Genomic DNA, 339 nt, shown 5'->3' on the forward strand with positions numbered 1-339 from the left:
CCGGACACGGGCCGGGATTTGTGTTCCCAGCCGACGCTGTCGCGGCTGGAGAATGCTCCGCGCCTGCGCGACGTGATCCGGCTGACCTACACTTTGGTCGACGCATGGATGGATAGCTACCCGCGCGAGCCGGCATCCGTCACGCTCGACATCGATGATACCTGCGACGTCGTCCACGGCCATCAGCAGCTCTCGCTGTTCAACGCTCATTATGACGAACGCTGCTTCCTGCCGATCCACGTCTACGACACGGAGAAGAGCCGGCCCGTGGCCGTCGTGCTGCGGCCCGGCAAGACGCCGGGCGGCGTCGAGGTGCGTGCCCATCTGCGCCGCCTGGTA

The 339-nt window shown here is 66.1% G+C and carries 1 protein-coding gene; it reads left to right on the top strand.

Features of this window, described 5'->3' with window-relative positions:
• The coding region (locus tag QJT78_RS52395; RefSeq protein WP_281460972.1) for a transposase at window positions 1-339 on the top strand (339 nt) is incomplete at both ends.

The sequence above is a fragment of the Bradyrhizobium sp. Mp27 genome (genome assembly GCF_029953005.1).
GTDB classification, from domain to species: Bacteria; Pseudomonadota; Alphaproteobacteria; order Rhizobiales; family Xanthobacteraceae; genus Bradyrhizobium; species Bradyrhizobium barranii.